We start from the raw sequence: 22,259 nt of genomic DNA on the forward strand, positions 1-22,259 counted from the left end.
GAGGGCGATCATGGCGTCACCTCTGAGGCCTCTGGAATATCCTCGAACTTGTAAGTCTTGATGACGCGCTCTTCGACGCCGGAGACCTTGATGAATTTTGCCTCTTCGACCCAGGGGTACGCGTCTGGCTCGCCATGCTTTCCACCGCCGCTCATCTCACAAAAGGCGAGCGCGCGGCCATCGGGCAGAATGAAGGCCTTCACATCGACATCGTAGTTTCGCTCCCAGCTGTAGTGGCACCAAGACGGAACTCCAGGGGCGGCCACTGCGCTGTAACGCACCTCGTTCACCGCATCATCGTGCGAGCTCTCATCGTAAAGCTGATCCAGATCCTCGCCGGACATGGACGCCAAATCTTCAAGCGTAACGAGGCCATTTGGTGCATCGCCCACGCTGTCGTACTTGTAGCCGAAAGCATCGATTCCGTGATGCATCACCAGAAGCTTGGCCGTCTGGCTTGCAGTGAGCGTGTTCAGTGAGTGATGGATGTTTGCATCAAGCATGGGGGCTCCTTGCCGCAATAGCGGCTGACTTTGAGTTGGTTAACGAAATTTAGGGGAGGGCGTCGGAAATTAAGATTTTCGCAGCGGTGTTAAGATTTTCTCGGATGGAGTACAGATGTACTCCTGTCAGGATTCAGCTGACTTTAGATAGCGGAGATTCAAAAAAGGGCGAGAATCTTTGCGTGAGCGCGGGCGGCGTTCATTTCAGCCTCAGTAGCTTTGCGCCCTGACACCCACATGCCATCTGGATGGCGTTGAAACGTCCAGCCGTAGTGAACGTTAGCTTCATCGATCATGATGGCGAACGTGCCGCACGCAGTCTCGATCATGCCCTTGAACTTCACTTCGCCGCCGGACTTCGCTGACGCTGCAATCTTCAACGTGGCACAGCGCTCACACCTACCGCACGCGGTACCCATTGCGACAGATCCCCTGCAAACCGAGCCTGCATGGTGATTGGTGGTCAGCTCATCAATCCGCTGATCCGCTGCGTTCAGGCGCTGCTGCAGGGCGTCACGCTCGGCGGTAACACGGTCGAATTCGGCAGCCATCACAACCTCTGGCCCGTGAGGGTCGTAGCTAATGCGGTTTCCATCACCGGAAAGCATTTTCACGACTTTGTATCGATGAACTTCGCTCATGGAGAATCCCTGCCGGGCCATGCCCGGGCTATGGAGTTATCATTTGACTCAGTAAGTCGCAAAAGGCCGGCATGAGGTCGGCACGAGGTCGGCTCAAGGAGATTGATTTGAAAGACAACTATTGGTTCGGATTTCGACTTAAGGATGGCGGTAGCAATATCGTACTGAAAGGGCCATACAGCTATGACAAGGCCATGGAGGTAAGGGAGCAATTAAAGGCGCCAGATGCTGAGGTTTCGGTTTGGTTCGTTGCAGACTCCCCAGAAGAAGCGTTAGAGAAGGCCGTATTTCATATGTTGTAAGTTCATTTGGAGTCTGTGCTCAAGCTGCAAGGCGCTGATAAAGCTCGATGATGTCGGAGGCGTTGGCCGCGACCAATGCTTCGGCTTCGTCCGGACAGACGCTGTTGCCGATCAGTCGGACCTGGTCTGTCTTGTTGATGTCACGCCACTCTTCGGCGCCGGTGACCGGGTCAACGAACAGCCCGCGGTCGATGATGTAGCCTTTGTCGAAGCCCTGCGCCGCCTTCAACTCAGGCGGCTGCAGCATGCGCAGGGTGATGTCCACCAGCACATAGCCGCCGACCATGACCATCTCGGCTGGGTCTTTGAAGTGCTCCGGCAAGTACTCATGCATGAAGGCGGCGCAGCGGCGGGCGCCTTCCATCTGCTCCGGCGTCAGCGTGTCCGGCACCTGCACAACCTCGACCAGTGCAACACGGTCCTTCGTGGGCAGGGTGTGCATCGGCTCAGTGAGCGAAATGCCGTCCTTTTCGTTGCCGTAGTACTTCACCAGGTAGGCGTTCACCAGTCGCTGGTTGGCGCCGGATTGGCAGATGGTTGAGAGCGGCGAGTCGGCGGCGCGACCATCACCATCGTAGGAACCACCGTTCGCCTGCTCGAAGAACGCAGTCGATATCGCATGGTGCCCGGTGCTGGTTGCTACCACCCCGAGCGGGTTGGCAACGTCTGCCCCAACCGATCCTTTCCGCAGGGTAACCATGTTTGCGGCGACAAGCGCTTGCTCGCCGCGGTTGGCGCCAGTAACCGTGCGGAACGCATCGTCCGGGGAGTAACCGCTGCGCTCGCCGTGATGTGTGAGATGGGTCAGGTGACATGCCGCCAGCGCGAAGTGTCCACCCTTGACTTGGGCGACCTGCGTGCGCAACGGTTCGGCCGCGCTGAAGTTTCGTTGTGCTGAGCCGTTGGCGCACTCGGTGAGGAATGGCGCGGCGACAGGCTGTACCAGAGCGTGGTGCGTGCCGCCGGCGCTGACGGTCGAAAGTGCTTCATCCGTGCCGTGAGTGCTGGTGTGCGCTGCCGAGGTTCCCCGCATCGGGACAATGAAGGGCTTCATGCTGGTCAGCACATGTCGCCAGCAGCCCTTGGCCACGCGCCGCATCGTGTTCACAGCCATCGGCTTGTCGCGGAAAATGGTGCGCCCCAAGTTGCTCCAGTCGATGCACTCAGCTGCGCTGCGCCATGGCTGCTGTTTGCCCGTCGGGACTTTGTGACGCTTCGCCGCCGGCCAGACGATGGCCTTGCCGTCACTGCGGGCCACCAGGTACAAGCGTTTGCGGATGGTTGGGGCGCCCGCATTTGCGGCGATGCGCTCGCGCCATTCAACGTTGTAGCCCAGCCCGCGCACCAGCGCTTCCACCGGCACGAACTCGCCGATCGATTCCATAATCTCGGCCATGTCCGGGTGATCAGCGGCAAGGCCGGTGCTCAGCGCGGCAATGAATGACTTGAAGGTGCGCCCGCGCTCTGCCTTGATCGGCTGACCGAATTCGTCGATTGGCCCCCAGTCGCAGAACTCCTCAACGTTCTCTAAGAACATCAGGCGCGGCCGAGTTGCATGGGCCCAGCGCACCACCACCCAAGCCAGACCGCGAACACCTCGATCGCGTGGAGCTCCACCCTTTGCCTTGCTGTGGTGGCGGCAGTCAGGCGAGGCCCAGAGGATGCCGACCGGCTGGCCGCCGGTGGCCAGCGCCGGGTCAACCTCGAACACGTCAGCAACATAGTGGGCCGTGGCCGGGTGGTTTGCGCGGTGCACAGCCAGGGCGATAGGGTTGTGGTTTACCGCGACATCCGGCTCCCGGTAAGCCCGTGCAATGCCGGTGCTGGCGCCACCGCCGCCGGCGAACAGGTCCACCACCAGTTCCTTTTCGAACGGCAGGCCCATGCTCGGCTGGCCATGGATGAACTGGTGTTTCTTCTGTTGTGCGGACATAGAGGATCCTCGCCGGCTGGCGTGATTCGTTGAGTGAAGTGAGTGGACCTGACTGAAGGCGTCAGTGGCCAAAGCGGTGAAATTGGTGTTTTATAGAGATGGCGTTTTGATGCCTAACCAGCGGGAGTAGCAACATGAGTGACACTATTGATCATGAGTCCGGTCGCCCACTTGATGCGGGCACCGTTGTCATGGGTGTTGGTGCCGTCGGTGCGGCTGCACATTTACTAAATCAAGTTGCGCAGCATAAAGAGATGATTGGTTCCGCCGGCACGGCTGTAGTTGGTGCGATCGTATCCAATCCGAAAATTGCCTTGGGCGTTGCTGCTGCTGCAGGCGCTGGATACTGTATTTATCGCCTTACTCAAAAGGGCACCAACATTGAGTTTGGCAAATTCAAATACACGCGGAGTTAACGCCACTTAGAGGTCGGATTGCGGAAGCCCGGCTCGGCGGCGCGGCGCAGATGGACATGCCTTTTTTGAATATCGCTCAGCAGATAGAGAGGAAACGGCCGACGTTGAAGTGGTGTGTGCGGACAGGCGGGCCATAAGTGACCCCGTGATGACCTATTCTCAATGGGCTGCTCCCATTACCGAGGAAATCATCATGTCCAAAGGTGGCGGTGGTAAAAGCTCAAGTAACTCAGGTGGATCGAGTAAAGGATCTGGCAGCTCTTCTCGCGGACCTTCGAGTCATCCCGGACCAGGTGGTAATTGGCCAAGCACAACCCAGAACCCTTCTGGCGGGGCCAGGGGCAATGCTCCGTCAGGCAAGAAAGGTTAGTGTCCGCAGAAGCTGTAATGGCTCGACGGTGATTGCGATGAGCACGAAAACCGATGTGGAAGCGATACGCCTGATCGGCGATGAGGTTGTGCGGCTGCTCACTCTCCCCGACGATCAGTTAGAGGCTCAGGCTCGAAGCGGGCTCAAGTTGATCGGTGATCTTGCTCGGTGGCGAGATCTGGTCGGCCTATCTGATATTCGACGTCACGGCGACATGTCACGCGATACGAATGTGCGCCGCTAATTGCTCGTCAGTCATGCGGTCGGCGCCACGAATGAAGCGGGAAATTAGGTCTTGCTCTTCGTCGATCCTTGCCCTGGACATGACCCGCTTCAGGGCGGCGTCATCGCTGTGATAGAGCTTCGTGACAATCTGGCGTGACAGCAGAGCCGCTTCTTTGTCGGCCTCGCTCATCTTGTCCCGCTCGCGCTGGTCGCGTTTGCGCTCGGTTGGAGATTTGGCCATGGCTTACCTCTTCTATTCCGCTGGCCGGGATTCCCAGCCAGGTCTGTCGTTTGCGTTGCTGAACTCGGGCCATCCTCCGCATCAGCCTGACGCCGGGAAGTCGAGCGAGTGCGCCTCGATCAGTTTTCGGCACAGCGTTTCGCTGATTTTCAGATGCTTGCTCGCCTTGTAGCGAGACATTCCAGCGGCCTTGCATTCCATCAGCCGCGCTGCCAGGGCTTCTTTCTCTGCGGCGGTGATGATCCGACCGCGCTTTGATTTGACTGGAGCGATCCGCCCGTAGCCATAGCGCGGCGGCGGTACATCTGGCGGCCGTAGGCTGTCTTTACCGATGCCGCGGGGTATGTGCTGGATTGATCCGTTCGCCGCGAAGAACGCAGCCTTTGCGACATCCAGCGCACTCTGCCGCTCGGTGCTTTTTTCGATAGCTGGGTCCATGTCAGTCTCCCTTCGAGCGACTGTTGATGTTGATGTGATGGATTTCGGCGAGCTCGCGCAGCACGAACCGGGTCATTCCCAGTGCCGCGCAGATCTCAGCTTGGGATCGAGTGCCGGCCAGCGCTTTGATCTGAGCGACCATTGAGGCCCTCTTCTGGCGACGGGTTTCCATCGTCTTGGCGGTGCAGGTCGAGAACTCGACGCCATGCTCGATGGCGATTCGGCTGAGAGAGCGGGTGGAGCGATGCAGCGCCTTCGACGCGGCGAAGATTCCCGCGTCAGCGAACTGATGCAGGGCTCTGGCAATGGCCGGCTCCTCGGCCTTGTGGGCGTCCCATCTCATGCTGCCTTGCTCCTCAGCTTCTCCTCATACCCATCCACCAGCAGCTTGAACTGCCACAAGTCTTCCTCAAGCTTTTCGATGTAGTCATCGTCGCGCTTGAATTCCTGCCACCAGAGCTGGCGACCGACCACCTTCAGGTCTGGACAGTACATACCGATGTGCCACCACTTGCGGCCGGTAATCCACATGCAGCCCTGAACCTGGTCCATGATCTCGCTGGCATCGTTGTCGATATGGAAGGAGCGAAGCTTTTCAGGGGCGAGGAAGCATTTGTATTCCGCACCACCATCCTCGCCAATAAAGCCGTCGGCACTGGCGCCAAACACGCCATCGTCGGTCTTTACTAGGCCGACCTGAGTAACCATGAGGCCGGTCTGGATTTCGTGCTCCATCCGCGCCTCGGGCTCTAGTTCATGCCCTCGGCGCATCTGCCAAGTCTCGAATCCGTTGTCGAGTGGCTTTCCGCCGATTCGCTCAACCGCTAGACGGAACGCATAATCCAAAGCCTTGGCGGTCGGCTCGCCTTTGTTGGGCCCTGACTTGAGGCGGGCCCGCGCATCGCCAAACATACTGGCTGTAATAACTCCCGCACGCTCTTGATGCCAAGCTTCAGACCCTTGAGCGCAATTTACGATGATCATGCTGACACCTCTTCGAATTCGACGTCGTCATCCGCGACGGTATCGTCAGCGGCTGCGGTTTCAATGGTCGGTTCAGGTTTCATTTCTGCGGTTTTCAGAGTTACGCCGCGAGCCCCGACTGCCACCTTGAACGCTTCGTAGGAGGTCATGTCCTTGACCTCGTTGATTGCCGAGACGCCGGCCTTCCAGACTTCCGTGAGTGCTTCCGGAGTGGCCGCAGCGTTGGCGTGGGCGATCCAGTGCGCCGCCAATGCCGGGTCGTGCGGCGCCGGGGCGGGCTTTTGGCTACTGGTTTGCGTCGACTCTTGAGGTCGCAGCTCTTCCGGCAGGTCTTCAATATCCTGCGTGAAGATGTCCGAAGCGGCGGTGACGTTCAGCGTCATGGCGATCATGGCCCGTTTGCAGGCCATCTTTAGGATGGTGTTAGCCAGATCGGCCGGCTCGGTGCGGATCTGGTCGGCGGTGTTGCCGTTTTTGTAGTACTTCTTCCGGCGTAAGTTTTCCGGGGTGGCGTCGAGCTCTGCCTTGCAGATCACGCCTCGCCACTTGTACTTCTCTTCGCTGGATGAACATTCTCCGACGCCTTCACCGAGGGCCACGCCGGTCAGTTGATGGCGCCCGACGCAGGTGACGCGGTAGCGCGCCACGCCTTGCACAGACAGGTCTTCGATTTTGTATTCCTGCGCAACCCGGAAGGTCACGCAAAGCACCTCGGCGCCCGGCTTGTACAGCGTCGGCTTCTGCGTGCCAGGGATGGTGCCGTAGTGCGTTTCGCGCTTCATAATGCCGTGCATCACTTCCTGCACCAGGTTCACCCGCTGGCGAATCTCGACCGCTGAGAAACGATGAGTCTCTGCGGCGGTGAGCCCAGCACTTTCGCGCGCCGGCATTTGAATGATCTCGTTCATGACGACCTCAATAAGTAATTGCGATTGCTGGAATCTTGCGCTGAGCGATGAGGATGACGGCCTGCTTCGCGCATTCCTCAGGCATTCCGCCGGCAATAAAAGCGTCCAGCGCGGCACGGTTGATTTTCATCTTGTGTGCCTTGTCGGCCTCGCGGGCCGCTGCTTGGCGCAGAATCTCGTCGGCGGCGGCGTTGGCTCTGGCGACTTCAGCCTGCCGGGCGCGCTCGGCAGCTTCTGCTTGGCGAGCTTCAGAGTTGACGCGCTCCTGTTCGGCGCGCTGCTCGGCGGCAATGCGATTGGCCTCGGCCTGCGCCATTGCTTGCTGATGACGCTGCTCGTCTTCGATCTTCTGTTGCACCGCACGCTGCTCGGATTCGATCTTGTCCCGCGCAGCCTGGGCGGCGGCGCGCTCGGACTGTTCAGCGGCAAGCTTCAACTCCAGCTCGCGGCGATCTGCGGCGGCTTTTGCTTCGGCTTCGCGCCTGGCTACTGCATCACGCTCGGCCTGGGCGCGCTGTTCAGCTTCTTGGCGGGCACGATCTTCTGCTTCCCGGACGATCTGGGCGTCACGCTCGCGCTGAGCCTGCGCCTCTGTTTCTGCGCGCAGCCTGACCAGTTCAGCCTGCTCCGCCTCGTACTGCTGGCGAGCGACAAGGGCGGCGCGCAGCTTGGTCAGGGTTGATTCCTTGGTCCGTGCAGCATCGGTTTCAAACTCTTCCCAGTGCTCGCCCATCTGGATGGCTTCGACCGAAGCAATGGATTCCAGCAGAACGGCAGCGTTGATGCCGGCCAGATCCAGGGCGAAGTCAGCAATTGCCTGAACAGCATCCACCTGGCGATCTTTGCGAGCCTGCTCTGCAGCCTCCCAGTCGGTAAGAGGCTTGCGGACCTCTTCCTGCCATTCAGTTAGCAACTCACGAACCCGCTTGCGCTCGGCATCGATCTTCTTCGGCACATCTTTCAGCTCGGCGACCAGCTCTTTACCCAGGTTGTCGAGCTTGGTCTTCGATCCGGCCAGGTCGTAGGCGATAGAGCGATACGCGGCCTGACCCTTCTTGGTGGTGACGTCCGGCGCCGAGGCGTTGAACTTATCGATTTCTTCCCGGACACTTTGCAAGTAGGGGTCGAGACCGTTAGGCGCGCTGAATACTGCGAGGGCTACTTCTTTGGCTGGCAGGATCGCCAGTTGCTGTTCTGCGGACATAAGGAATCCCTGCCGCGATGCACGCAGCGTTTGAAGGTGTGGGTTATTGGGTGATCAGGCCGCCGAGTGCCGGGGCCAGAAGGACGATGGTGATGAACAGGAAGCCGACAAAGGCTGAGGTCCAGCGGATGGCGCGGCGCCGGGACCGCTGGCCGGTGGTCATAACTCGACCAGTCGGCCTCTGAGGTCGGAACCCCAGTCGCCTTCCATGAATGCGGCGTTATCGCGGGCGTGAAGAGGCCAATCGCCCTTGACCGGACACTTCAGCTCGCTGACAAGAGTTTCACGTGGGCGCTTAAGAATCCCGTCCAGCGCTTCGACTTGCTCGTCGATCAGCGATTTAACCGGTGAGGTGGTCATGCTGGCCTTCCTTGTCGGCGCTCGTAAACACGGCGCAGGCGTTCGGTGTAGTGGGCTTCCTCTGTCGCCGAGATGACACTCAGCGTGCGGAAGATCAGAAGCGCGGTATTGGCCGAAGCCTTGACCGCAACGGCGGCGCATTGCGGGTCGATCATGCTTTCGACGTAGCCGTTAAGCATGCCGATCGCCAAGTCATGGTTGCTGGTGCTCATGCCGCCTCCCAGTCGCCGTAATCGCGATCGTCATAGTCGCAATCGTCCTCGCGGGCTGCGGCAACTTGCTCCCACAGACGCTCCTCGATTAATTCGGCATGCAGCTCAGCAACCGCCGCGCAGCCATTCTTGCCAAGGTCCAGCGGGATGCCGTCATCGTCGCAGGTGTTGCCAGAGACGACTTCGAATTCCATTTCCTCATAGCCGTAGTAGTCGTCAGGACTCGCCCAAGAGGTCGGGTCGCCCTTCACTGAAACGCAGTGGGTGATAACGCACTGGAGGACGTAGTCCTCGATGATCACTTCGTAAGTCATGGTCGCCTCCGGGCGGCTTAGCAATTGAGGCCGCCATCGCTGGCGCCGTACTCCCAATCGGAAATGTCATCAAGCGGGTTTCTATCGTCCCAGTCTTTATCCGACCTCCGACTGGCTGGCACACCGTCGTAGCTGTCTGCGCGACCAATAAGACGATCTGCGTATTTACCGATGTTCGAGCGCTTGTTATTAGGGTTTGCTGTCTCCCAGAAGGACTTGTCTCCACCGAACTGCTGCTTGCTCGCCTTGCAGGCTTTTGAGCAAAACCTTGCCCAACCTCGTTTGCGGTCAGCGATTCGCGCACTGAAGGTGCCTTTGCACCATGCGCAACTCACTTCAACTGTTGCGGCCATGGCGACCTCCAGTGTTTGGGGTTAGGCGGCTTTCGGTTCGTCTTTGTCGTACTCCTCGCCGCAGAACATGCAGTAGCTGCCGAGCATCGACATGTCCTGCTTCTTGCGCTGGAACCCGTCGCCTTTCTTCTTGGGCACTTCGTACTCGATGTGCAGGTTCAACTTGTTCTTCATGCTCACGGTGCCGCCCAAGATCCAGGCGAACCCTTGCAGCTCGACAGAGAAGTCGCGTGAGCCTTCTGGCAGCTTGGCGCGAATCTTTTCCTTTGCTGATGCTTCAACTTCACTGGCGCAGTTGCACATGGGTATTTCCTCTGTGGGTTCACCTGTATTCGTCAACACTCATGCCTCCCGCTGGTTGCCGTTGGGCGCGAGCTGTGTCGGTGGGTAATGTTGAGAGCGGTGAGCCTTAAATCTCATAAGGCTCACCGTGATGCGTTTAATCGTTGATGCAGGGGGCCGCGTTGCGCGGTGCAGAATTCGTCCGCATCGGTCTGCACTCACCCAAGCTACTTATGGGCGGCCTGCCAGCCACGTTATGGCAGTAACGCTGAGTGCAGACCGATGCGCTCTCTCAGAGAGGATCGGGTGGGTTCAAGGCAGCTTTCAGCGTGACCACCCACGCTCTCAACCATCGCTGCATAAGGGCAGTTTTCGTCAGGCGGACGTGGCGCTGGCTGGTCAGTGAAATACGACGGCGCCGTTATCTGCGGCGAGGTCGAAAGCAACTCGCCACTCCTGGTATTTCTCCCAGAAGTAGCCACCTACTGCCTCAGCCCTTTCGGCGAACTCGGCGTAATCCTTGGCAAGCTTCGCACTTACCACCGGGCCGATCGTGCCTTCACAGTCGCTGAAGTTGATCTGCTCAGCGAAAGGTCCCTCGCCGCCACCCCAGCAAGAAACGCAGTGGCTTTCAACCTGACTCCCGTACTGCTCGCGCATTTCAGCTGGGTAACCCGCGAGCTTCGCCAGATCCTCGCGCCAAGCGCTGTAGGTGCCGTAGCCAGTGCTGAGGCCTGAACACTCGCCGTCGGTGCGGTAAGCCATTCCTTCAGTAAGGCCTTCAGTCCGCCCTGGAAAGTCCTCGTTGCTGTAGAACGTGGTGTGGTTGTCATAATCGACCAGCTCGCCATCGCTATCGCGATCGGCGTCAGGCGCCTCCACAAGCTTGCTGTAAGCCGTGATATCCAATCCCATCGTCTTGCCCTCGGTTGTTTTCCCAATGCACCCGTCACCAGGTGCATCAGGAAAAGGTCCGTCATGCTGCGAACAGCTCTTGCTGACCCGGCTGAGGGGTGCAGCGCTGGATGCCTGCGCCAATGGCTGACTCAAGAAGGTTGGCGTCCTGCTCCAACTCTGGGCAGTTGCCTGCAAGCTCACTAATAGCGCTGCGAAGCGCGCCTGCTTCGCTTTGCAAGGAAGGGATCACGATGCTGTGCATATTGCCGATCGTGCGCAGATCAAGGCTGCATTCCCGGCAGAGTCGGATGTAGTCGAGCATGTACTTGGGCATGTTGTTGTCTCCTTTGATTTCCAATGCCGCCTCATCGAAGCGGCATCAGTAAATCTGTGGAGCCCGGCCTCGCTACTGGCGACAGGTCGGGATATTGCGTTAGCGGTGTTGGCCCGTTGCCCGCTACTGATTGCAGGGCTGGCCGATCGTCTTCGTTGGTTGGCGGTGAGCTTCCTCCCCATGGCGTCAATCAGCATCTGTTCGCCTTGGATCACGGGTCCCTACAACATGCACGCTGCAGCTCGTTTGCCCGGTTAGGTGGGCAGGGTGCATGAGGTCCGGCGTTCCCAGCCGAGGCTATCGGGATCGCTAATTCAATTCGTTGCCTCTCCCTTCTGCCGCTGGGATTCGCGGTTTGCATTGCTTGCCGGGTCACTCACTCGGTTAAGGCGTTTCACCATCGATCAGCCGTACAGGGTGTTCCTGTCGTGGGCGGGCTTTCTGACCCGTCTGATCGCCGGTCGCCGGTAGAGGCAATGCGGTCTGTTGGTATTTCTGTATTTCGCTGAGCTGTTAAAGAGCGCAGACCCTTTCGAGGCCCTTCGCAGTGGTTGTGTGTCGCTGCGATGGGTGAACATTACCGCCGGTATTGATAGTAGGTCAATACCTCCGGTAATTTATTTTTGATTAGGCGTAAAAAAGCCCGCGTATGGGCGGGCTCTCTCAGCGCGTTCTTAATCTTCTTTGGGGACGGTCCAGAAGATGTGGACGTGGCCGTCGTCGCGATGGGCGAGGGTGACGTTGTCGTTTTCGGCGATCTCAGCAAGCATTTGATCCCAGTCCTCTGGTGAATCGTTTGCTGATCGCTCCAGCAGGGCTGACTTGGCCACCTGCGAGCGTGGATTGTTGATCACGCGCTGAATGCGCATGCCCAGCAATTCGTAGGATGTTGGTTCTTTCGGTGCCTGGGACTTCTGCTTTGCCATGGGTAACCCTCCTTGATGAACTGTACGGATAAACAGTATTTCATGCTCATCGGAAGGGCAAGCTGAAAAGAGTACATATGTACTCTTTCGAATCGCAGGCAGTAAAAAGCCCGGCACTTGGCCGGGCGATGGGATCAGTCGAGCTCTAGATCAGAAGGCTCACCGTCAGGGACGTAATCTTCAGGCTCAATGATTTTCGGCTGGAGATAATATTCGCCCCAAGGGCACCGTCCAGTAACCGTGGCAAGGTGATCCCTCATTGCGCCGTACACAATATTTGGCCCGCTTTGGGTTATCAATCTCGCCTGCTCATCCTCATCGAGATCGGCGTCTACGCTGAAATTGGCAACCCCAAAGGCAGAGATGGTGTACCGATCTGCAGCAATCTCGCCATCCAAGTTAAGTCTCATCCCAAGCTGATACTGGTTATCGTCAGTCTTGTGAAGCAGCATCTTGATGGTGGGCTCAGTAGGTGATTCCAGTGCCCTTGGATCAAATTCTGGATTCGAGTTGATTGATATTTCTGGGTAAAACAAGTGGTTAAGCGTAAATTTCGCGCGCTTCATTTTTCATCTCATCCAGAAAACTTGAAATATCAATTCTCTCTTGTGGCCGTACTACGGGCTTAGGTACTGCTTGTGCTTGAGGAAGACAGTTGAAATGTTCGAGCCACCGTACGCTTGCCTCAGCATCAGCCACGTGGATATGTATCCTTCCGCCAAGAGAGTGAGTGATCTTAACCATCGATTCGATGGTGAAATTAGCATCGCCTCTCATTGCCTTTGTAATGTACGCCGGACTAGTTTCCATGCGCTCGGCCAGCATGGCATTGTTAACGCCCTTCGCGTTCATCAGGCGAGTAATGCCGCCTACGAATTCGAGCTTGGCCTGCTCCTGGCAGAACAGTCGGGTCTTCCTGAGCTCAGCGATTCTTTCCTTGAACGATTTGCCCATCTCTATTCCTCCTCAATGAACTTAAGGCTATTCAGAGCCTTGCTCCGCGCGTAAGTCTCTTTGACGCGTATCGCTCTCTGAATTTCTCGCCTTGGGGTCTTCTGGCTTTTCTTTACGACTCCATGGGTGCAGACGATGATTTTGTCGTCGTCTTCAAACCAAAAAAACCGCAGCCGACCCTTTATGTACTCGTAAATCTTCTCACCCTGATCGACGTAATGGCATTGAGCTGTGTTGAATGCTTCTGGACCAAGCTTGCTGTGCCGCTCCATCATGACGATCAGGCCATTAATGTTGGCCTCGAATCCCGGGCCTACCTCATCCATGAAAATTTCGACCTGTGACCGGCCGTCCTGTTCCATCGGTGACGTGATCTGCCAACGGTGAGAGAAGTGAATTTTGAGATTCACGGCTCTACAGGACCGGACCGAACATTAACCTATAGGTTAACTTGGGTATAGAGGATAAACAGTCAGGTTGCTTGGTTTTTTCTATGCATTCCATGCTTGTTTTCTACTTGTCAATAGTCAGTGTGGATGTCACGAGCTGTTTAGCTCGGCGAGCAGTGCCGTTCATCGCTGTTATCAAAGCAAGCGGAGGTGGGGTCATTAGAGATCACCACCGCGCCATATGACGCGGCCGATGATCCGGTGCTCGTTGATCTCGCTGCGTGATAGCAGTAGATCGGGATACTCGTCCTTGTCTTCGTTATCGCTGCGGATGATCCAACCGCCCAGAGGGCTCTGCACCAGGCGCTTAACAATTGCACCTTTATCCGCGCTCGCCATCACGAAGATTTGCCCGTCAGCCGGCTCCGCACGTGACTTGTCCACCAGCAGCACGTCGTGGTCATCAATGGTCGGCCACATGCTTTCGCCGTCTGCATAGATGACGATCAGGTTCTTCGGGTTCACGCCCTTGATGCGCAGCCACTCCCGCTTGAATGCCAGGGTAGCGACTGATTCGACGTGAGGGTTTTCATGGCCGAATCCGGCTGCGGCTTTCGCGGAATACTGCGGAATGAACGCATAGCGGTCGTTTCCAATCTCGCCTTCCGCTGGAAGAGGGGAGTTATCAGTCTGCCCCCTGAGCAGCACTGCCTGCGCCTCGGTCCCCAGCCGCCCGTAGTCGGTAGGCGGCAAATGAAGCGTCATCGATTCCAGCTGCTTAGCAAGCTCGGGACTGAACTCTGATACAGGAACCTGCAGCATTCTGGCAAAGACCACTGCTGCTTTCAGGCTCAAGGCTGTACGGCGATTCATGAAGTGACTGACCGCGCCTTGCGTCACGCCATCACCCAGTTCGGCGGCAATTTTTTCCTGGGTTAGTTTTAGCGACGCGCGCTTGCGCTGAAAGATCTCTTTCAGGCGGTCACTGTCCTCCAATTGCCAATCGGCAAGAGGGAGTCTTCGAGAGTCTTTAGTCATCCTCAAATCATATTACCTGCGGTATTCCATCAACCAATATCGCCGGTATTGACTGCGAACAATACCGGCGGTCATACTGTTGTTGTGTAATCACTTTTGAGGGCGCACCCATGCGTCATTTAACCCTTACCGAATTCGCTGAAAAACACGGCCATACGAAGGCTGCGGAGTTGCTCGGCCTGACTCAAGGCGGCCTCAGCAAGGCAATTCGTGCTGGCCGGGACGTAACGGTGGCGTGCCATGAAGACGGAACTTACTCCGCGAGTGAGCAGCGCCCATTCCCATCTCAAAAATCCGCCGCTTAACCCAATTCATAAGCCAGGAGCATCGAAGCATGTACATGGACCCCAATCAAAAGCGCGCCATTCCGGTGAAGGTTCGTTTCGAACCAGTTCTTGATCGGATTCTCCGCCGAGCTGCGACGAAGACTCGTATGCAGCACGCCACGTATCTCTACGAAATCATCGAGTGGGCAGTTGCCAACGGCGTGATCGAGGAACTCATGCAGGACAAACAAGAAGATATCGCGGGCTGAAGCCCCTTTGGAGGGCCAAATGACCGTAGAGCTTGAAAGGCTGCCCCCGCAGACGCGGAAGAGGGTGGAAGAACTGATGCATGCCAACGGCTGGACCTTCAGCCAAACCATCAACGAAATGACAGAGCTCGCCATTGCCAGTGGAGCTCTCTCAGAAGTAGGCCGCAAGAAGGCCAAGGTCCTTCAACTGGTGACCCCAATGAGGGCCTCAGGCAGGGACTCTTCCGGGTAACACGGAGGGCCTCTGCCAAATTCCAGACGAAAAAAAGCCGGGGTAGTGACCCGGCTCTCTTAAACATCTCTGTGGGACCGATTATATGCAAACCACAACAAACATCAATACCCCCTCGGCCAATGTCGCGACACGTTTTTCTGGTTCTGAAAACGTGTCGCAAAAAACCATGTCGTCTCGCGAGATCGCCGATCTGGTAGAGGCGCGCCATAACGACGTGATCGTCACCATCGAGCGTCTCTTCAGCAAAGGACTTTTACGATCAACTCGTAAAACCCGAAGAGAGGCTACAGGTGGGCGGCCGGTCGATGTGTACGACCTAATTGAGCGTGACACGCACTTAGTGGTCGCCGGATACAGCGACGAGCACCGGGCCCGCGTCATCGATCGCTGGCAGGACTTGGAGATCCAAGCTGCTCAACCTGCGCTGATGCCTTCCTACGCGGAGGCGCTGAGGCTGTACGCCGACCAGATCGAACAGGCAGCAGTCCTGCGGATCGAGAACCACCAGCAAGCTTCAAAAATCCACTCCCTGGAGAACCTGTTCAAGGAAGGGATGACCCATACCCAATTCTGCAAGGGCCTCAATGGGGTCAACGTCATGCAGGTGGGCAAATTCCTCGAAGGCCGCAACTGGCTGTTCAACGAGAGCAAGTCCGGCCTGCGCTTTCGCGTGGCCTCGTACGCTCGCGACAAGTACATGACTGAACACCAGCACGAAGTCACTCCGCACGGCAAAGAGTCATTCGTATCGTTCACGCCTGTTCTGCTGAAGAAGGGCGCGATCCGGCTGTACGACCTGTACCTCGCAGGCGAGCTTCCAATGAAGAAGACGTGGGATGGCCTGTTCACTCACGACAAAGCACTCAAGGGGGCCGCATGATGGCCAGATCCAGAAATATTAAACCGGGGTTCTTCTCGAACGAACACCTGGCCGAGCTCGACTTTGCAACACGACTTCTTTTCATTGGCATGTGGACCGAGGCGGACCGCGAAGGGCGGCTTGAGGATCGTCCTCGCCGGCTGAAGATGGCTTTGTTCCCAGCAGACAATGTGGACATCGATGCGATGCTCTACAGCCTCCATGATTTGGAGTTCATCGACCGTTACAGCGTCAATGGCCGGAACTACATCCAAGTCGTAAATTGGGCGAAGCACCAGAACCCACACCTCAAGGAAGCTAAGAGCACTATCCCTGAAAAGCCCGCAGTAGAGCCTTGCCCGGAAAAGAGTGGTGCTAGCACCATGCAAGCACCAGACAAGAACAGTTCTTTCCCGGCTGATTCCCTCTCTCTTGATTCCGGATTCCTGATTCCTGATTCCCTCTCTTCTGATCTCCCGATCAAAGATCAAAAGCCCTTGCCAGTCGCTGAAGCTCCGGCCGCGCCGTCGAATGTTCAAGTCTTCAAACCCAAGGCAAAGCAGAAGACTGACGCGCAGATCGCCAACATTGCCACATGGGACGGCTACACAATTGCCTACCTTGAGCGTTACGGCGTCGAGCCTGTGCGTAATGCCAAGGTCAACGCCCAGATAGCCCAGCTTGTTCAGCGCCTGGGGGCTGATGAGGCTCCGCAGGTCGCGATGTTCTACGTGACTATCAACGACTCGTTCTTCATCCGCAGTTCGCACGAGTTGGGCCTTCTCGTTGCTCGCGCTGAAGGCATTCGCACCCAGTGGCTCACCGGCCGCCAAGTCAACGCCGTGACCGCACGCCAGATGGAAAACACTCAGGCGAACATCAACGCCGCCCAAGAAGCCAGCCGCAGCATTTTGGAAAGGGGTGAGAGCAATGCTTTCCTACGCCGAAACCGCTGAACTGAGCATGGCTATCTGCGCCACAGCTGAAACCCTTGGGCAAACGCTGAGCGCACCCGCTGCCAAGCTGATGGCCGAAGACTTGGCTGAGCACCCTATGGACGTGATCGCCAATGCGCTTTGGGCCTGCCGCCGCGAGTTGACAGGCAAGCTGACTCTGGCCGCCATCCTGCAACGGGTTCAGGCAGCCGACGGGCGTCCGGGCAAGGACGAAGCATGGGCCATCGCCATGACCACGAACGACGAGTTCGAGACCGTTGTTCTGACCGACGAGATTCAGCTCGCCCTCGCCGCTGCCAAGCCGGTGCTGGATGCCGGCGACAAGATCGGCGCCCGCATGGCTTTCATCAGCGCTTACGAGCGTTTTGTTAGCCGGGCTCGCGAGGACGCCAAGGCGGTCAACTGGTATGTGTCTGTGGGCTTCGATGCAAGCCGCCGCATCCAAGCGGTGACCAAGGCCATGGAGCTCAAGCGCATCCCGCGTGAGCACGCACAGAAGTACTTGGCCGACCTGAGCGCCGTGCCAATTACGGAGGACGGCCGAGCCATTGCAGGACTGCTCACAGGGACCGTCACTCAGCCGACCCCAGTGCTCCGCAAGAAACTGCAGCTGGTGAAGAGCTCGACGCTGGAGATGCGCAAGGCCAGCGAAGAACGGAAGGTTGAGATGCGGATTGAAGCGGCCAATGAGTTGGCGGATCGCCGGGCGTTGCTGATCAAGCAGGCGCAGGAATTGGAGTCACGATCATGAAACGAGCAAACCCAGCACAGCTACGCCAATCCCTAGAAGTGGCCAACTCCTTGGTCAAGTACGGAATCCGCTTCGTGTGCATGCCGGTGGTGGACGAGGCAGACGGCGTGAACCTGTCGAGCCAGGCCGCCGAGCGACTTGAGCGCATGGCATTGATGGCAGAAGCAGCGGAGCAGCGGACATGAGCGCAGTCTTCCTGGCTGGAACTATTGGAACCCTTGCAGGCTTCGGCATCGGTATTTTCTGCGTCCTGATCACAATGGCGGTGACGGCATGAGCGATTACAGCGAATTGAAGCGGCTGGCGGAGGACACCAAAGGCTGGGACAACCTGAAGAGCTGCTGGCCTGAAGAAACCGAAGATGGCGACCTTGAGGTGAACTGGTTCGTCGGCGCGGTCATCGATGATGATGACAAATACCCAGTTCTTGAGGTGAACACTGCGCAGTACGACGCCCTTGAAGATGCTGGGCGCTTGGCTCGTTTCTATGCCGCTGCGAACCCTGCCGCAGTCCTAGCCCTGATCACTGATCTCGACGAAGCGCGCAATGGCATGAAGCATTCGAGTGCGATTCGCCTGAAGAAGGAGATCGAGAGGCTTGAAGGGGAGCGCGACCAGATCAAGGCCGAGAACGCAGGCCTCAAGACCGGCTACGAAGCCTATGAGCAGGTAGTGCAGGGGCTCAAGGCTGAGAACGAGGCGCTGCGCAATGCGCTGATGGAGTGCGTCGACTCTCTCCAAGGGGAAATGCTCCAGAAGTTCGGCGGCCAACTGCCGGAGGATATGCATCCGGTCACGCGCCGTGAATACGACCGAGATGTTGCGGAGATTTCAGGGTATCGCGCCGCCATCGGAAAGGGAGAGCAGTCATGACCTACGCCAAGCCGGAAAGCTACACCACCGCCGACTGGGAAATGGTCCAAGGCTACATGCGTGGCAAAGACTCCCTTCCGCCCCAGCGCCATAGCGCGGCCTACATGCACGGGTACCGCAATGGCGTATCTGATGCGACTGGTGTGCCGCATGAGCGCGCCAATGTCCTGATCCGCCGCGCAAATATGATCCCGGGAATCACGCCGATGGCGCCGATTGGCAAGGAGAGCTCCCATGGTTGAGATAGTCATGCGTCACCGCACAGACACCAGCCGCCTTAATGGCTTCCTCGACGGCACGGATTTTACCAAGCCGAAGAAGATCATCATCAAGGATCTCGACCGCAGCGGGGAGCAGAACAAGAAGCTCCACGCCAGCTTGACCGACATCGCCAACCAGGTGGAGCACGCCGGCCGCAAGTGGGACGTGCTCATCTGGAAACGTCTGCTTACTGCTGCGTGGCTGCGCGAGGCCGGCGATCAGCCTCAGATGATTCCTGCAGTCGACGGCCACGGGTTCGACGTGATCTACGAGCGTACGTCGAAGCTAACCGTGAAGCAGTGCGCAAGCCTGTTGGAGTGGATCGCCGCGTTTGGTGCCGAGCACGATGTTCGCTGGACGCAGAAGGATTTGTGGGAGGGCCGCTACTGATGCTCGCCACCAAACAACCGAAGGCCAAGACCTGCAAGAACCCAGTATGCAGGGTCTCTTTCGTGCCTCAGCGCCTCGGGCAAGCGGTGTGCAACTACACCTGCGGATTGGCCATCAAGGAAGTGAATCAGGAGAAGGCGCGCAAGTCGCTGGCCCAAGTCGAACGGCGGGAGATTCGGGTCCGCAAGGAGAAGCTGAAGAGCCGGGCCGAGCATCTCAAGGACACGCAGCAGGCGTTCAACGCTTGGGTGCGCGAGCGTGACGCCGAGCTTCCATGCATCAGCTGCGGCCGCCACCACCAAGGCAAGTACGACGCAGGGCATTACCGCACTGTGGGGAGCAATCCGGCGTTGCGCTTCGAGCCGCTGAATTGCCACCGCCAGTGCTCGCCATGCAACACCCAGCTGTCCGGGAACATCGTGAACTACCGCATAGCACTGGTGAAGCGGATCGGCGCCGAAGCCGTGGACTGGCTGGAAGGCCCTCATGAGGCCATGAAGTACACCGTCGAAGAGTTGAAGGCGATGACCGCCGACTACCGGGCAAAAACAAGAGAGCTGAAGGGGAGAGCAGCATGAATATCAACTCTGCACGTCAAGCGTGGCACGACTGCACCTACAACCCAGCACCAGGCCAGACATCGGACGTTGTCCAGCTTGGAGTGGTAGTTCAATCGACGGAGCGCGGACCGACAGCGAACCATGCCATGCACAGTGCGCTGGCCGGGCACATCCAGTCGGCAATCGCCAAGCTCCACCCGCAGGTCCGCCTGTTCGGCGAGTACATGTACGCGGCAAATCGCGACGACGATATCCGGGAAGCGGCCGAGGAGATGATCTTTGGCATGGTGATTTCGAAGTCCAAGCGAATGACCGCGGCGAAGCGGGAAAAGTTGGAGTATGTGGTGAAGGGGGTGATGCGCCGGTACCGGTACATGCACCAGGGCGGCCAGTCGGCAAACGATGACCCGATGATCAAGCCGGAATCGTTCCGAGCATGGCTGCTCGCCGAGTACGGCGTACGCCTCGAATCATTCAATTGGGACCGTGATTGGGAGACGGGTGTGCGCCTCACTTTCGACTGCTGCGAAGACGTCGACAGGATGGCTCTCAGCCCAATTGGAGCGGTGATCTACGAGATGAAAAAGGCCGCTTGACTTCCCGTGCGGCTGAGGGCATCATTTTGCCATATTGAGTATTTTGCCTACGGCAACTTGCTCCACGAACCCGGCCCTCGCGCCGGGTTTTTTCGTTTTCGGCTCCACCACACCCATCGCTCCGAGCTGGGAGTGCTGCTGTCGCCGACTCCATCACCGCAGGCGAAAGACCGGAAAGACCCTCCTGCCATATCGACGCCAGAGGATCTGCCAATGTCTCACATCACCCGCTGCAAAATAACTCTTCGCTCCAAAGGGCCTGTTCAGGGCTCATCGGAATCACTGACCCGTTTGCACTTTGGTGCGGTGTGGTCGGCCAATCCTGCCGAAGAGGATGCGATCTACGGCAAGTACACCCCGTACGGCGAATACGCCGTGAACGTGGCTGCCGATCGAGCTGAGCATTTCGAGGAAGGGAAGGACTACTACTTCGTTATCTCGCCAGCTTTCTGATTCACCGCAGCCAGGGCGGCCTCACGGAAGGCCTGGACACTGATAAGCCGGCAAGTGCAGTGCTACGACAAAACACCGGCAGCCCGCGTACCTCGTCCTCACCATGCTTATGGGGTAGCGCGAGACTGGATCAGCGAGATCGATGCATTAAGGCGTCGACGCAGCGAAGGTCTTTGGCAGACAGCGGGAAAGACTGCGCACCTATTGAGGGCCTCAGCATCTGCTGGGGCTTTTTCGTTTTGGGCTCTGCCCAGGCCACGCAGGCCATTTTTATTCCGGTACCGCCCATGACTGAAGTCTCGCGCGTTGCAGACAGCACCACATTCAAGGTCGCTGTCCCGATACTGCAAACGATCCTGTCGGCCGGTGCCATTGGCGCGTTTGTGTACGTAGTCGGATTACTCGGCTCGCTTCAAGTACAGCTGGCCGCCTACCAAACCAATCAGGCCCTGATCGGCCAGAGGGTTGACTCTTTGGAGCGCTCAAGGGAGTCGACAGACAAGTTCGTCGATTCCCTTCGCACCTCAGTCCAGCGCCAAGAGTTTCAGATCAATCAGCTCGGTGACGGCCTCAAGGGGCTCGCCCAGATGGGTAGGCCAAAATGAAGATTCTCCTGATCGTCCTCATGCTGCTCACTGGTTGCGCGCAGAAAGAAACGATCCAGGAGCCTCCGAAGGTTCAACGCACAACCGTCTATCGATACACCAGCGGGCAATGCATTCCCGCTGATAACCAAGGCGCGGCACTGCGACAGGCCCTGAAAAGTCGCGATGAGTGGAAGCGCTATGCCGAAAGCCTCGAGCAACTACCTGCAGCGAAGAAAGTTCATGACCTTAATCCCTGAATGGCGAAAGTTCTGGCGCATGACCAGTGTTCAATGGGCGATTGCCGGCGTGGTTCTGAATGCCGCCGCTGCTGGCTGGTCGTCCTTCCAAGGGTCTGTTGATCCCCTGGTATACGCCTCGGTAAACATGGTGCTCGGCATCGCCGTTGCGGTATCGCGAGTGATCAAGCAGCCGAAGCTGAATGACGGAGATCCAGAGTGATCACCGCCCTCAAGCTGGTGCCCGCCTGGGTATGGGTAGCGCTCGCGGTGGCCATATCGTTCGGGGTGATGTGGTTGCAGCTCCAGAGTGCGAACACTGCGCTGGACCAGGTGACGACCGAGCGCGATACAGCCTCGGCCCGAGTCGCCTCGCTCACCAACACGCTGCGACTACAGCGCGAACTCACTGAAGACATCAACCGAGTCTCCGACGATGCGAAAGCCAAGACCAAAAGCGTTACGGCTGCCGTTGCTATTGCTGATGGCCGGGCTCGCAGCCTGCAGCAGCAAATCACCGACCTCATTGCCAAACGAAAATCCTGTACTGCCGAGGTTGCCAGCGGAAGCAAGGCAAGAGCAGGCCTTACCGTTCTGCTCGCCGACCTGCGTAGAAGCGCTGACGAAACAGCGGGAAGGCTGGCAGAAGCGCTTGACCGAAGTCGAATAGCTGGCTTCGCGTGTGAGGCTGCATATGCGGCCGCGCAGAAGTCGAAGTAGGTCGCGACACGTTTCGCGAATCA

At 57.9% G+C, this 22,259-nt stretch carries 40 protein-coding genes; 19 read left to right on the forward strand and 21 right to left on the reverse strand.

The genetic code is table 11. From position 1 onward, the window contains the following. Positions 1–8: 8 nt before the first annotated feature. The gene (locus F8N62_RS22145; RefSeq protein ID WP_150712676.1) at positions 9–503 is read right to left on the reverse strand and encodes a hypothetical protein; all 495 of its coding nucleotides are present in this window, start codon (positions 501–503) and stop codon (positions 9–11) included. 158 nt (positions 504–661) lie between these two features. Beyond that, on the reverse strand, positions 662–1,144 hold the full coding sequence (locus tag F8N62_RS31550) for a hypothetical protein (RefSeq protein WP_191632422.1): 483 nt from the start codon (positions 1,142–1,144) through the stop codon (positions 662–664). A 107-nt stretch (positions 1,145–1,251) separates the two neighbouring features. On the opposite strand from F8N62_RS31550, the gene F8N62_RS22155 reads away from it, so the two are divergent. Then, on the forward strand, positions 1,252–1,446 hold the full coding sequence (locus tag F8N62_RS22155; protein WP_150712677.1) for a hypothetical protein: 195 nt from the start codon (positions 1,252–1,254) through the stop codon (positions 1,444–1,446). Positions 1,447–1,465: 19 nt separating this feature from the next. Here the strand turns inward: F8N62_RS22155 and F8N62_RS22160 are convergent, their stop codons facing one another. Next, a complete protein-coding gene (locus tag F8N62_RS22160) occupies positions 1,466–3,379 on the reverse strand; it encodes a DNA cytosine methyltransferase (protein ID WP_150712678.1) in 1,914 nt (637 codons plus the stop codon). Between the two features lie 134 nt (positions 3,380–3,513). On the opposite strand from F8N62_RS22160, the gene F8N62_RS22165 reads away from it, so the two are divergent. Both F8N62_RS22165 and F8N62_RS22175 read left to right on the forward strand, forming a co-directional pair. Next, positions 3,514–3,795 (forward strand): hypothetical protein, encoded by a 282-nt coding sequence (locus F8N62_RS22165; RefSeq protein WP_150712679.1) that lies wholly within the window; start codon positions 3,514–3,516, stop codon positions 3,793–3,795. Positions 3,796–4,202: 407 nt separating this feature from the next. Further along, on the forward strand, positions 4,203–4,409 hold the full coding sequence (locus F8N62_RS22175; RefSeq protein ID WP_150712681.1) for a hypothetical protein: 207 nt from the start codon (positions 4,203–4,205) through the stop codon (positions 4,407–4,409). On the opposite strand, the gene F8N62_RS22180 is transcribed toward F8N62_RS22175, so the two are convergent. The 18 genes from F8N62_RS22180 to F8N62_RS22265 all read right to left on the reverse strand — a co-directional run bounded on the left by F8N62_RS22180 (position 4,383) and on the right by F8N62_RS22265 (position 14,224). Next, positions 4,383–4,631, reverse strand: a complete 249-nt coding sequence (locus tag F8N62_RS22180; RefSeq protein ID WP_150712682.1) for a hypothetical protein — start codon at positions 4,629–4,631, stop codon at positions 4,383–4,385. The two genes, F8N62_RS22175 and F8N62_RS22180, sit on opposite strands and share 27 nt — an antisense overlap. 81 nt (positions 4,632–4,712) lie before the next feature. Then, positions 4,713–5,069 carry a hypothetical protein gene (locus F8N62_RS22185; RefSeq protein WP_150712683.1) on the reverse strand — a complete coding sequence of 119 codons (357 nt, stop codon included), beginning with the start codon at positions 5,067–5,069 and terminating at the stop codon, positions 4,713–4,715. A gap of 1 nt (position 5,070) precedes the next feature. After that, positions 5,071–5,412 carry a hypothetical protein gene (locus F8N62_RS22190; protein WP_150712684.1) on the reverse strand — a complete coding sequence of 114 codons (342 nt, stop codon included), beginning with the start codon at positions 5,410–5,412 and terminating at the stop codon, positions 5,071–5,073. Beyond that, positions 5,409–6,053, reverse strand: a complete 645-nt coding sequence (locus tag F8N62_RS22195) for a lambda exonuclease family protein (RefSeq protein ID WP_150712685.1) — start codon at positions 6,051–6,053, stop codon at positions 5,409–5,411. The genes F8N62_RS22190 and F8N62_RS22195 overlap by 4 nt, the downstream gene beginning before the upstream one ends. Then, a complete protein-coding gene (locus F8N62_RS22200) occupies positions 6,050–6,961 on the reverse strand; it encodes a hypothetical protein (RefSeq protein ID WP_150712686.1) in 912 nt (303 codons plus the stop codon). Before F8N62_RS22200 ends, F8N62_RS22195 begins: the two co-directional genes overlap by 4 nt. Before the next feature lie 7 nt (positions 6,962–6,968). Further along, on the reverse strand, positions 6,969–8,165 hold the full coding sequence (locus F8N62_RS22205) for a hypothetical protein (protein WP_150712687.1): 1,197 nt from the start codon (positions 8,163–8,165) through the stop codon (positions 6,969–6,971). 159 nt (positions 8,166–8,324) lie between these two features. Next, positions 8,325–8,525, reverse strand: a complete 201-nt coding sequence (locus tag F8N62_RS22210; RefSeq protein WP_150712688.1) for a hypothetical protein — start codon at positions 8,523–8,525, stop codon at positions 8,325–8,327. Further along, positions 8,522–8,737 (reverse strand): hypothetical protein, encoded by a 216-nt coding sequence (locus F8N62_RS22215; protein WP_150712689.1) that lies wholly within the window; start codon positions 8,735–8,737, stop codon positions 8,522–8,524. Before F8N62_RS22215 ends, F8N62_RS22210 begins: the two co-directional genes overlap by 4 nt. After that, complete coding sequence (locus F8N62_RS22220; RefSeq protein ID WP_191632416.1) at positions 8,734–9,051, reverse strand: hypothetical protein; 318 nt, start codon at positions 9,049–9,051, stop codon at positions 8,734–8,736. Before F8N62_RS22220 ends, F8N62_RS22215 begins: the two co-directional genes overlap by 4 nt. Positions 9,052–9,068: 17 nt before the next feature. Continuing rightward, the gene (locus F8N62_RS22225) at positions 9,069–9,404 is read right to left on the reverse strand and encodes a hypothetical protein (protein ID WP_150712690.1); all 336 of its coding nucleotides are present in this window, start codon (positions 9,402–9,404) and stop codon (positions 9,069–9,071) included. 21 nt (positions 9,405–9,425) lie between these two features. Beyond that, positions 9,426–9,707 (reverse strand): hypothetical protein, encoded by a 282-nt coding sequence (locus F8N62_RS22230; RefSeq protein ID WP_150712691.1) that lies wholly within the window; start codon positions 9,705–9,707, stop codon positions 9,426–9,428. A 378-nt stretch (positions 9,708–10,085) separates the two neighbouring features. Next, positions 10,086–10,601: a hypothetical protein gene (locus tag F8N62_RS22235; protein ID WP_150712692.1), complete on the reverse strand. Its 516-nt coding sequence runs from the start codon at positions 10,599–10,601 to the stop codon at positions 10,086–10,088. A gap of 61 nt (positions 10,602–10,662) precedes the next feature. After that, positions 10,663–10,917, reverse strand: coding sequence for a hypothetical protein (locus F8N62_RS22240; protein ID WP_150712693.1), 255 nt, complete (start codon positions 10,915–10,917; stop codon positions 10,663–10,665). 674 nt (positions 10,918–11,591) lie between these two features. Then, entirely contained in the window at positions 11,592–11,843 is a 252-nt protein-coding gene (locus F8N62_RS22245; protein ID WP_150712694.1) for a DUF1654 domain-containing protein, read from the reverse strand. A gap of 134 nt (positions 11,844–11,977) precedes the next feature. Further along, entirely contained in the window at positions 11,978–12,409 is a 432-nt protein-coding gene (locus tag F8N62_RS22250; RefSeq protein ID WP_150712695.1) for a hypothetical protein, read from the reverse strand. Then, on the reverse strand, positions 12,384–12,797 hold the full coding sequence (locus tag F8N62_RS22255) for a helix-turn-helix domain-containing protein (RefSeq protein WP_150712696.1): 414 nt from the start codon (positions 12,795–12,797) through the stop codon (positions 12,384–12,386). The genes F8N62_RS22250 and F8N62_RS22255 overlap by 26 nt, the downstream gene beginning before the upstream one ends. Positions 12,798–12,799: 2 nt before the next feature. Beyond that, positions 12,800–13,207 carry a type II toxin-antitoxin system RelE/ParE family toxin gene (locus F8N62_RS22260; protein ID WP_150712697.1) on the reverse strand — a complete coding sequence of 136 codons (408 nt, stop codon included), beginning with the start codon at positions 13,205–13,207 and terminating at the stop codon, positions 12,800–12,802. A gap of 198 nt (positions 13,208–13,405) precedes the next feature. Further along, complete coding sequence (locus F8N62_RS22265; RefSeq protein ID WP_150712698.1) at positions 13,406–14,224, reverse strand: S24 family peptidase; 819 nt, start codon at positions 14,222–14,224, stop codon at positions 13,406–13,408. Between the two features lie 110 nt (positions 14,225–14,334). Here F8N62_RS22265 and F8N62_RS22270 point away from each other — a divergent pair, with 110 nt between their 5' ends. From F8N62_RS22270 to F8N62_RS22345, 16 genes are all read left to right on the forward strand, one after another. Beyond that, entirely contained in the window at positions 14,335–14,529 is a 195-nt protein-coding gene (locus F8N62_RS22270; protein WP_150712699.1) for a Cro/CI family transcriptional regulator, read from the forward strand. Between the two features lie 29 nt (positions 14,530–14,558). Then, positions 14,559–14,759, forward strand: coding sequence for a hypothetical protein (locus F8N62_RS22275; protein ID WP_009048020.1), 201 nt, complete (start codon positions 14,559–14,561; stop codon positions 14,757–14,759). Positions 14,760–15,160: 401 nt separating this feature from the next. Then, positions 15,161–15,874, forward strand: coding sequence for a Rha family transcriptional regulator (locus F8N62_RS22280; protein WP_150712749.1), 714 nt, complete (start codon positions 15,161–15,163; stop codon positions 15,872–15,874). Then, entirely contained in the window at positions 15,871–16,809 is a 939-nt protein-coding gene (locus F8N62_RS31555; protein WP_191632418.1) for a hypothetical protein, read from the forward strand. Before F8N62_RS22280 ends, F8N62_RS31555 begins: the two co-directional genes overlap by 4 nt. After that, entirely contained in the window at positions 16,784–17,560 is a 777-nt protein-coding gene (locus F8N62_RS22290) for a hypothetical protein (RefSeq protein ID WP_150712700.1), read from the forward strand. The genes F8N62_RS31555 and F8N62_RS22290 overlap by 26 nt, the downstream gene beginning before the upstream one ends. Further along, a complete protein-coding gene (locus F8N62_RS22295; protein WP_150712701.1) occupies positions 17,557–17,745 on the forward strand; it encodes a DUF1382 family protein in 189 nt (62 codons plus the stop codon). The genes F8N62_RS22290 and F8N62_RS22295 overlap by 4 nt, the downstream gene beginning before the upstream one ends. Before the next feature lie 88 nt (positions 17,746–17,833). After that, positions 17,834–18,433, forward strand: coding sequence for a hypothetical protein (locus F8N62_RS22300; protein WP_150712702.1), 600 nt, complete (start codon positions 17,834–17,836; stop codon positions 18,431–18,433). Then, positions 18,430–18,675 carry a hypothetical protein gene (locus F8N62_RS22305; RefSeq protein ID WP_150712703.1) on the forward strand — a complete coding sequence of 82 codons (246 nt, stop codon included), beginning with the start codon at positions 18,430–18,432 and terminating at the stop codon, positions 18,673–18,675. Before F8N62_RS22300 ends, F8N62_RS22305 begins: the two co-directional genes overlap by 4 nt. Next, positions 18,668–19,084, forward strand: a complete 417-nt coding sequence (locus F8N62_RS22310; protein ID WP_150712704.1) for a recombination protein NinB — start codon at positions 18,668–18,670, stop codon at positions 19,082–19,084. Before F8N62_RS22305 ends, F8N62_RS22310 begins: the two co-directional genes overlap by 8 nt. Beyond that, positions 19,084–19,662 (forward strand): recombination protein NinG, encoded by a 579-nt coding sequence (locus tag F8N62_RS22315; RefSeq protein WP_150712705.1) that lies wholly within the window; start codon positions 19,084–19,086, stop codon positions 19,660–19,662. The genes F8N62_RS22310 and F8N62_RS22315 overlap by 1 nt, the downstream gene beginning before the upstream one ends. Then, positions 19,659–20,240 (forward strand): hypothetical protein, encoded by a 582-nt coding sequence (locus F8N62_RS22320; RefSeq protein ID WP_150712706.1) that lies wholly within the window; start codon positions 19,659–19,661, stop codon positions 20,238–20,240. Before F8N62_RS22315 ends, F8N62_RS22320 begins: the two co-directional genes overlap by 4 nt. 213 nt (positions 20,241–20,453) lie before the next feature. Further along, positions 20,454–20,693, forward strand: coding sequence for a hypothetical protein (locus F8N62_RS22325; RefSeq protein WP_150712707.1), 240 nt, complete (start codon positions 20,454–20,456; stop codon positions 20,691–20,693). A gap of 287 nt (positions 20,694–20,980) precedes the next feature. Beyond that, entirely contained in the window at positions 20,981–21,298 is a 318-nt protein-coding gene (locus tag F8N62_RS22330) for a hypothetical protein (RefSeq protein ID WP_150712708.1), read from the forward strand. Next, the gene (locus F8N62_RS22335; RefSeq protein WP_150712709.1) at positions 21,295–21,537 is read left to right on the forward strand and encodes a hypothetical protein; all 243 of its coding nucleotides are present in this window, start codon (positions 21,295–21,297) and stop codon (positions 21,535–21,537) included. The genes F8N62_RS22330 and F8N62_RS22335 overlap by 4 nt, the downstream gene beginning before the upstream one ends. Next, positions 21,521–21,739: a hypothetical protein gene (locus F8N62_RS22340; RefSeq protein ID WP_150712710.1), complete on the forward strand. Its 219-nt coding sequence runs from the start codon at positions 21,521–21,523 to the stop codon at positions 21,737–21,739. Before F8N62_RS22335 ends, F8N62_RS22340 begins: the two co-directional genes overlap by 17 nt. After that, positions 21,736–22,236, forward strand: a complete 501-nt coding sequence (locus F8N62_RS22345; RefSeq protein ID WP_150712711.1) for a DUF2514 family protein — start codon at positions 21,736–21,738, stop codon at positions 22,234–22,236. Before F8N62_RS22340 ends, F8N62_RS22345 begins: the two co-directional genes overlap by 4 nt. The last annotated feature ends 23 nt before the right edge of the window (positions 22,237–22,259 follow it).

The organism is Pseudomonas fluorescens (assembly GCF_902497785.1).
Taxonomy (GTDB): Bacteria; Pseudomonadota; Gammaproteobacteria; order Pseudomonadales; family Pseudomonadaceae; genus Aquipseudomonas; species Aquipseudomonas fluorescens_BO.